This is a genomic window from Micromonospora sp. CPCC 206061, from assembly GCF_036906915.1.
Classification (GTDB): domain Bacteria; phylum Actinomycetota; class Actinomycetes; order Mycobacteriales; family Micromonosporaceae; genus Phytohabitans.
The window spans coordinates 44,529-52,544 of record NZ_JBAKHX010000058.1; the positions used below are offsets into that span (position 1 = coordinate 44,529).

Below are 8,016 nucleotides of genomic sequence, written 5' to 3' on the forward strand. Positions count from 1 at the left end.
GACGCGCCACAAACGCGAGTACGCCCGCCTTACACACCTCGGAGGAATCCGTGCGCAGACCAATACTCGCCGCCTTTCTGGCCCCCCTCCTTGCGTTCTCGCAAAGCGCCTGCGTAAGCGGCGAAAACGCGGCGCCCGCAGGCGGTGTCGACAAAGTCTCGTACCTCACAGCGGTCGGCGCATTCGGCCGGGAATCGTACGTGTGGGTCGCCAAGGAGAAGGGATACTTCGCCGAGGCCGGCATCGACGTCGAGATCCTGCCCGGTGCCGGTACGACCGAGAACCTGGCACTGCTCGCCGCCGGCAAGGCGCAGTTCGCCGCCTGCGACCTCTCCGCCGTGATGGTGATGCTCGGTGGCGGCGACCTCCGCCACGCCGTGCGCGCCGTGGCCGCCATCCAGCAGCGCACCCTCAACTCCATCACCACCGTGTCCAGCACCGGCATCGCGGCGCCGCGCGACCTGTCCGGGCGCACCATCGGCGGGGTCGCCGGCGGCGCGCCGTGGTTGCTGTTCCCGGCGTACGCGAAACTGGCCGATGTGGACGCGAAGCGCGTCACGTGGGTGCCGACGCCCGCGGCGAACCTGCCGAAGCTGCTCGCCGCCGGAAAGGTCGACGGCGTTGGGCTGTTCGTGGTGGCGCGCGGCTCGGTGGAGAAGGTGGCGGGCGGCAGGAGCGTGGTGGTCCTGCCGTACTCCGACGTCCTGACTGACCTGTACGGCAATGCGCTCATCACGTCGACGAAGATGCTGGACGGCGACCCGGAGCTCGTGCGTCGCTTCTCCACCGCCCTGCTGGCCGGCCTGGCCTACGCCGTCGACCACCCCGAAGAGGCCGGCGAGATCCTCCACAAGCACGTGCCGGCACAGGACCCCGCCATCGCGGCGGACGAACTGCGGCTGATGCGGCCGTACGTGCGGCTCGACGGTCGGACCGGCACGTTCGATCCCAGCAGGGTCGCCCGTGCCATCGCGATCCTGTACAGCACCGGCCTCGTGAAGCGCGCGCTGGTGCCCGACGACGTCGTGTCGTTCGAGGCGGCGCAGGCAGCGGACGGTGTCCGATGAGGACGACGGCGTACGCGTTCGACAACGACGCGGTCGACGCCCTACGCCAGCACGCGTGCCTCGCGGCGGTGCTGGACTCGTTCAGCATCGACCGGATCGCCGGGCTGGACCGCATGGATGGCGCCCGCTGCCTGGATGTCGGCGCGGGCGGCAGCGCGGTGCCCGTGTGGCTCGCCGACCGCGTGGGTCGCGCCGGTGAGGTGGTCGCCACCGACATCAAGCCGCGGCACATCCCCAACCACTCGCGGATCAAGGTGCTGACCCACGACATCACCACAGAACCGGTACCCACCGGGCCGTTCCGGCTCATCCGCGCCCGCCTGCTCCTGATGCACCTGCTCTACCCCGAGCGCGTGCTGCGCCGCCTCGCCGCCGCGCTGCCACCGGGCGGCACGCTCGTGGTGGAGGACTGGTACCTGTGGCTGGACGATCCCGTGCTGGTCGCACCGTGTGCCCGCGACGCCCGGCTGATCGCGCGGTTCCGCCGCCTGCTGGCCGAAGACGTGCTCGCGCGCAGCGGCACCGACCCGTACTGGGCTTCGCGCATCCACGCCACGATGCGTGCCGCTGGACTGACCGATGTGGACACCCAAATCTTCACGCCCGTGTGGCCGGCCGGCAGCCCGGGCGCCCTACTGGCCACAATCAGCCTGACGCAGTTCCGTGAGCGGTTCCTGAGCCTGGGCCTGACCGCCGCCGAGCTGGAGCGGATCCGCCAGCTCGTCACCGACCCGACCTCCGGCCTGGTGCTGCGCGGCCACCCGCTCTTCTCGACCATGGGCCACAAGACGGGTCTTGTCGGTGGGTCGGGCTAGCGTGCCGGCATGTCACTGGAGCTGACCGCTGTCACCGCGCCACTCGCCGAAGCAGCCGCGCGCCTCGTCCGCCTGCTGCCCGCGCGCTCCCTGCACGCGAGCCCGGCCACCGTCCTGCTGCGCGCCGACGCCGGCGGCCTGACGCTGGCCGCCAGCGACGCGGAGCTGTCGGTGCGGCTGCACGCCTCGGCCACCGTCCACACCGACGGCTCTGTCGTCGTGGCGCGCCGGGCGTTCGCCGACACCGTGGCGGCGCTCGACGCGCCCGACGTCCGGCTGGCCGTCGAGGGCTCGCGGCTTGCCATCCGCACCGGCGGCGGCCGGTTCGCACTGCCGTGCCTCGACGCCGCCACGCACCCGGCGCCGGCCCAGGAGCCGCCGCTTACCGGCACGGTGGCGGGCGCGGCGCTCGGCGTGGGCGCCGCGGTGGCGGGTGCGGCGTCCCGCGACGGCGCGCTGCCCATCTTCACCGGCGTGCGGGTGCGGTCCGACGGCGACCGGCTCGCGTTCGTGGCCACTGACCGGTATCGAATGGCCGCGGCGTCCATCCCGTGGCAGCCATCGGCCGGTGAGGCGGGGCCCGCTGGGCTGGTGCCGGGGGTGCTGTTCGCCGAGGTGTGCCGGCAGGCGAGCCGTGCCGAGGAGGTCCGGGTGTACGCGAGCGGCGACCGCTTCGGGCTGGCCTGGCAGGGGTGCACCGTCGTCGCGGCGTCGTTGGCCGGCCCGTTTCCCGACCGCCAGCTCGACGCGCTGCTCGACGTGCGTCCCGAGTGCGTGGTCGAGCTGGCCGCCGACGAGCTGGCGGCGGCTGTGCAGCGCGCCTTGCCGTACGCCGGCCCGCACGGCCGGGTCACGCTGCGGGCCAGCGACGGGGTGCTCCAGGTGAGCGGGCGCGACCCGCACAGCGGCGAGTCCGAAGAGGCGGTCAAGGCGAGCGTGCGCGGCGACCACCTGAGCGCGCACTACCAGGCGCGATTCGTCCTCGACGCCCTTCGCCCGTTCGCGGGTGGCCCGGTGACGGTGAGCGTCCAGGAGGCCATGCGCGCCACCGCGTTCACGGCTCCCGAGTCCGCTTTGACCTATCTGGTGGTCCCGATGCGCTCGTGACTACGACGTCACGTCGGCAGTCGTGAAGCGGGCCCACGCGGCGCTCAAGAAGATCAGCATGTAGGCCGCTGCCGACAACAGCCCATCGCGCAGCGGCTCCCATGCGATGGGAGAGCGCAGCAGCTCACCGAACGCGTTCCACGAGTTCGTCAGCAGATACGGGTGCAGCCAGTCGAGCTGCGGCACCGCACCGAGCACCCAGCTCGTCACCGCGATGATGGTGATCGCGATCGTGGCGCCCATGGGCTGCTCGGTCAGCGTCGAGACGAACAGCCCGATCGCCCCCAGCGCCGACAGGCACACGGTGATATACGCGCACATCGCGAGCAGCCGCAGCAGCGACCCGCCCACGCTCGCCTGCGAGCCGGACAGCAGCGTCACCGGGCCGGCGCCGAAGAGCGCCCACCCGGCCAGGAGCCCGGCGGTCGCGACGGTCAGCGTGGCGACGAACGCGCCCACCACGATCGCCGCGAACTTGACGGCCAGCAGGCGCGTCCGGTCGACGGGCACGGTGAGCAGATACCGCAGGGTGCCCTGGTTGGCCTCGCCGGCCACCGAGTCACCCGCGACCGTGGCCACCGCGATGGGCAGCAGGAGCTGGATCTCCACGGCCAGCGCCGCCAACGCCACGAAGTAACCGTTGCTCGTGATGGAGCCGAGGAAGTGCGGCCCCTCCGACGTGCCGTCTCCGGTCGGCGCCGCCACCTTCATGGCCACCGCGATGATGATCGGCACCGCGGCGAGCACCGCCAGCCCCGCCTGGTTGCGCCGCCGGCGGCCAGCCAGCCGCAGCTCGGAGAGGAAGAACGCCGGAGCGTCAACCGCTGACATCGAACCCCTCCCCGGTCAGCCCGACGAACAGCTCCTCCAGATCCGGCGCCACCACGCCGAACCCGCGTACCGGCACGCCGTCGTGCACCAGCGCCGCCACCACCTTCTCCGGCGCGATCGGCCCGAGTACCCCGGCGGCCTCGGCGCCGCCCGTCACCACATCGGTCAGGCCCAGCTCGCGCAGCACCCGAGCGGCGTCGTGCGGCCGGTCGGTCGTCACGCGCACCCGAGGCGCCGCCTCCGACCGCAGGTCGGCGAGCGTGCTCTGGGCGACGAGGCGGCCCTGGTGCATGACGCCGACGTGGCCGCAGATCTGCTCCACTTCGGACAGAAGATGGGTGGACAGCAGCACCGTGCTGCCCTCGGCGGCCAGCGCCGCGATGAGCGCCCGCACCTCGCGGGTGCCCTGCGGGTCGAGCCCGTTCGTCGGTTCGTCGAGGATCAGCAGGTCGCGCGGCGCCAGGATCGCCGCCGCGAGGGCCAGCCGCTGCCGCATCCCCAGCGAATACGCCCGGTAGCGCTTGCGCGCCGCGGCGCCCAACCCCACCCGGTCGAGCGCCGTCCGGATCCGGGCCTGCGCGGTCCTTCTATCGCCGGTACGGTCAGCCGCGTCGAGCCGCCGCAGGTTGTCCAAGCCGGAGAGGTACGGGTGGAAGCCGGGCCCCTCGACGAGGGCGCCCACCTTCGGCAGTACGCGTGCGGCGCCCGCCGGCATCCGCTCGCCCAGTAGGGCGTGGCCGCCGTCGGTCGGTCTGATCAGGCCGAGCAGCATGCGGATCGTCGTGGTCTTTCCCGAGCCGTTCGGCCCCAGGAACCCGTAGACCGTGCCGCGGGGGACCGCCAGGTCGACGGCGTCAACCGCGACCTGGCGTCCGAACCGCTTCGTGAGACCGCTGCTCTCGACCGCGAACGCGGTCACTTGCCTGCCTTGGTCGCCGCCACCTCGTACAGCCGCTCCGGGCTCACCAGACCGGCGAGGATCCGGCCGTCGTCGGTGAGGAGGACGCTGAACACTGTGCCGGTCAGCAGGTGCCCGCTACCCCACGCGCCGTTGACCTCAGGCAGCGCCTTGAGCAGGCCCGCGGCGCCCTGCTCCGACGTGGACGAGCCCGACGGGGCGGCGCCGTCGTATTTCGCTACGGCAACCGTGGTCCAACCCTCGCCGACGGTCGTGACGGCATCGTGTGCCTTGTCTTTCTGCTGGGCCTTCTGCTGGGGCGCCAGCTCGGTCGACTCCTCGACCTTCACACCGGGCGGCGGGTTGAACTCGAACTGCTGGTCGTCCGGCCGCTCGAAGTCGACCTGCGTGAACGCAACCTGGAAGGCCGCCTTGTCGGAGTCCTTGGCCAGGACCTCGAAGCGCAGCGGCACGTGCTCGGTGGCGTCGATCGCGATGCGCACCTGGCCGACCAGTGAGGTCGTGTCGCGCGGCCGGAGCACCAGCTCGTACGCGTCACGACCAGCCACCTTGGCGGTGCCGGAGGTGGTCACCTCGGTGCTCGGGTCGATCGCGGCGAGCGCCTTGTCGGCGGCCTCCTGCGGCGTCGACGGCACCCCGTTCGGCAGGGTGTGCTTCTGTCCAGCCTCCGTTCCGGACAGCTTGCTGTGTGTCGCCTTGTTGGCCTTGCTCTCCCAGAGCCACACGTCGGACCCGTTGCGGATGATGTCGGTCTCGCCGAGCGTGCCCATCAGCGCCACGCGCGCCTTGTCCGGCCCGGAGTACCAGACGCGGAGCGTGTTGTCGCCGGTGATCAGCGACATCAGGTCGGCGCTGCCGTTGCCGCCGCCCAGGTCGGGCAGCGACGGCAGCCCGAGGTCGGACGTCTGCACCACTGTGCCGGACAGGCCGTCCAGGCGAGCGGTCTGTAGGTCGACCAGAAGCTGTGCGGCGGTCCGGGGCGGCAGGCTGGGATCGGCCGACGCGGCGAACGTGCCGACCGCGGCACCTCCGCCGATCACCACCACCGTGGCGACCGCCGGCACCAACCAACGCAGGGCTGGCCGGGATTTCGTTACTGACATGTTTCGCACCTCCTGTCGCCCATCGTGCGGAACTGGCGCTGTGAGCGTGCTGAGAGTCGCTGTCGGGCCTCTCAGCAAGAATGGCACGCTTGGTGGCGTGCGGTTACTGGTCGTGGAAGACGAGGCGCGGCTCGCCACCGCCCTGAAGCGCGGGCTCCAGGGCGAGGGCTTCGCGGTCGACGTCGCTGGCGACGGTCCGACCGGGCTGGAGATGGCCCGGCACGGCGGGTACGACGCGATGATCCTCGACGTCATGCTGCCCGGACTGTCCGGATACCGGGTGGTGCGCCAGCTCCGCGCCGAGGAGCACTGGCTGCCGGTGCTCATGCTGTCGGCGAAGGACGGCGAGTACGACCAGGCGGACGGCCTCGACTGCGGCGCCGACGACTACCTGACCAAGCCCTTCTCGTACGTGGTGCTGCTCGCCCGGCTCCGGGCGCTGCTGCGGCGCGGCGCCCCGCAGCGCCCGGCCGTGCTCACGGTCGGCGACCTGCGCCTCGACCCCGCCGAGCGGCGGGTCACGCTGGAGGGCGACGAGATCGTGCTCACCGCGCGGGAGTATTCGCTGCTGGAGTACCTGATGCGCCGGCCCGGCGAGGTGGTCTCCAAGACCGAGCTGCTCGACCACGTCTGGGACGCCAGCGTCGAGACCGCGCCGAACGCGGTCGAGGTCTACGTCGGATACCTGCGCCGCAAGATCGGTCGCGACGTGCTGGAGACGGTGCGCGGCGCCGGGTACCGGCTCACGGCATGAGGCTGCGCTGGTGGCGCCGCGTCAGCCTGCGCGCGCGGCTGATGTTCATCGGCGTCGCCGGGCTGGCGGCCGGGCTGGTGGTCGGCGGGGTCGTACTGGTCGGCGCGCTCGGCATCGCCCTACAGCGCACCGCGGAGACCGAGGCACGGGAGAGCGCCAAGGGCGTGGCCAGGCTGGTCAACGAGAAGGAGGTGCCCGAGCCCCTGCCCGTCGTTGGCGACGTGCGGGTACAGGTGGTGGACGTCGACGGCCGGGTGCTCGCCGCCTCGATCGGCGCCGACCGGCTGGTGGCCATCCTGTATCGGGACGAGCTGCCGAAGGCCCGCGCCGGCAAGGCGCTGCTCATCCCGGGAGAAAGGCTCGGCATCGAGGGGCCGGTGCGCGTCGTCGGGGAGCCGGCGGGGGAGGGCGGCACGCAGACGGTACTGGTGGCGCGCTCGATGGCCGACCTGACGCGCAGCGTGCGGCTGCTGCGTATCACGCTGATGGTGGCGTTTCCGCTGCTGCTGGTCGCCCTGGCGGCGGTGGCGTGGCGGGTCGTGGGCCTGACTTTGCGGCCGGTCGAGGCGCTGCGCAGGGGCGCCGAGGAGATCACCGGCGGCGCCCGGCCAGGCCAGTTGCCGGTGCCGGACTCCCAAGACGAGATACACCGGTTGGCGGTGACGCTGAATGGGATGCTCGACCGGCTGGAGGCTGCCCGGGTGCGGCAGCGGGCGTTCGTGGCGGACGCGGCACACGAACTGCGCAGCCCGCTGACCAACATGCGCACCGAGCTGGAGGTGGCGCAGCGGCTGGGCGACCGCACCGACTGGGCAGACGTGGGCGACGACCTGCTCGCCGACATCCAGCGGCTCAGCCGGCTGGTCGACGACCTGCTGCTGCTCGCCCGCTCCGACGACGGTGGGGCGCGGGCCGCGCGGGCGGCGGTGCCGGTCGAGCTGGGCGATCTCGTGGCCACGGTGGCGGAGCGGTACCCGGCGGTCGAGGTGCCCCGACCCGAGTGTCCGTTGTGGACGATGGGTGAGCCGGACGCGCTTGCCCGCGTGGTGGCGAACCTGCTCGACAACGCGGTCCGCCACACCAGCACCCGTGTAGTCGTCGGGGTGAGCGCCGACGGCCCGTACCAGCTCGTCACCGTGACCGACGACGGCCCCGGCATCCCGGTCGCCGACCGTGAGCGCGTCTTCGACCGCTTCACCCGCCTCGACGACGCCCGCGCCCGCGACGCGGGCGGCTCGGGCCTGGGGCTGGCGATCGTCCGCGAGCTGACCCGTCGCCACGGCGGCACAGTGGTCCTGGAAGGCGCGGCTCCCGGTGTCCGCGCCGAACTCCGCCTCCCCGCAATCCCCACGCCCGACTAGGAGACCGCTGAATAATGGCGGCGTGCCGGTCCACCGGTTTTGATCGGGTTTGGTCGATA

General features: G+C 72.3%; 8 protein-coding genes. 5 read left to right on the forward strand and 3 right to left on the reverse strand.

Annotated features, from left to right (window positions below; translation table 11 throughout):
• Positions 1–50: 50 nt before the first annotated feature.
• From V6V89_RS29460 to V6V89_RS29470, 3 genes are read left to right on the forward strand one after another with little or no spacing between them, the layout of a single operon-like run.
• Positions 51–1,067: an ABC transporter substrate-binding protein gene (locus V6V89_RS29460; protein WP_334622741.1), complete on the forward strand. Its 1,017-nt coding sequence runs from the start codon at positions 51–53 to the stop codon at positions 1,065–1,067.
• The gene (locus V6V89_RS29465; protein ID WP_334622742.1) at positions 1,064–1,882 is read left to right on the forward strand and encodes a methyltransferase domain-containing protein; all 819 of its coding nucleotides are present in this window, start codon (positions 1,064–1,066) and stop codon (positions 1,880–1,882) included. The genes V6V89_RS29460 and V6V89_RS29465 overlap by 4 nt, the downstream gene beginning before the upstream one ends.
• A 9-nt stretch (positions 1,883–1,891) precedes the next feature.
• Positions 1,892–2,989 carry a DNA polymerase III subunit beta gene (locus V6V89_RS29470; protein ID WP_334622743.1) on the forward strand — a complete coding sequence of 366 codons (1,098 nt, stop codon included), beginning with the start codon at positions 1,892–1,894 and terminating at the stop codon, positions 2,987–2,989.
• Here the strand turns inward: V6V89_RS29470 and V6V89_RS29475 are convergent, their stop codons facing one another.
• Genes V6V89_RS29475 through V6V89_RS29485 form a run of 3 tightly spaced genes read right to left on the reverse strand, consistent with a single transcriptional unit; the run spans position 2,990 to position 5,842 of the window.
• A complete protein-coding gene (locus V6V89_RS29475) occupies positions 2,990–3,820 on the reverse strand; it encodes an ABC transporter permease (protein WP_334622744.1) in 831 nt (276 codons plus the stop codon).
• Positions 3,807–4,739 carry an ABC transporter ATP-binding protein gene (locus V6V89_RS29480; protein ID WP_334622745.1) on the reverse strand — a complete coding sequence of 311 codons (933 nt, stop codon included), beginning with the start codon at positions 4,737–4,739 and terminating at the stop codon, positions 3,807–3,809. The genes V6V89_RS29475 and V6V89_RS29480 overlap by 14 nt, the downstream gene beginning before the upstream one ends.
• Positions 4,736–5,842 (reverse strand): LolA family protein, encoded by a 1,107-nt coding sequence (locus V6V89_RS29485; protein ID WP_334622746.1) that lies wholly within the window; start codon positions 5,840–5,842, stop codon positions 4,736–4,738. The genes V6V89_RS29480 and V6V89_RS29485 overlap by 4 nt, the downstream gene beginning before the upstream one ends.
• A 97-nt stretch (positions 5,843–5,939) precedes the next feature.
• Here V6V89_RS29485 and V6V89_RS29490 point away from each other — a divergent pair, with 97 nt between their 5' ends.
• Positions 5,940–6,596, forward strand: a complete 657-nt coding sequence (locus V6V89_RS29490; protein ID WP_334622747.1) for a response regulator transcription factor — start codon at positions 5,940–5,942, stop codon at positions 6,594–6,596.
• 41 nt (positions 6,597–6,637) lie between these two features.
• Positions 6,638–7,957, forward strand: coding sequence for a sensor histidine kinase (locus tag V6V89_RS29495; RefSeq protein ID WP_334622749.1), 1,320 nt, complete (start codon positions 6,638–6,640; stop codon positions 7,955–7,957).
• The last annotated feature ends 59 nt before the right edge of the window (positions 7,958–8,016 follow it).

Bases quoted from the DNA above. Each gene is read 5' to 3' on its own strand.
- V6V89_RS29465 (WP_334622742.1), top strand. From the start codon at position 1,064: ATGAGGACGACGGCGTACGCGTTCGACAACGACGCGGTCGACGCCCTA.
- V6V89_RS29470 (WP_334622743.1), top strand. From the start codon at position 1,892: ATGTCACTGGAGCTGACCGCTGTCACCGCGCCACTCGCCGAAGCAGCC.
- V6V89_RS29475 (WP_334622744.1), bottom strand. From the start codon at position 3,820: ATGTCAGCGGTTGACGCTCCGGCGTTCTTCCTCTCCGAGCTGCGGCTG.
- V6V89_RS29485 (WP_334622746.1), bottom strand. From the start codon at position 5,842: ATGTCAGTAACGAAATCCCGGCCAGCCCTGCGTTGGTTGGTGCCGGCG.
- V6V89_RS29495 (WP_334622749.1), top strand. From the start codon at position 6,638: ATGTTCATCGGCGTCGCCGGGCTGGCGGCCGGGCTGGTGGTCGGCGGG.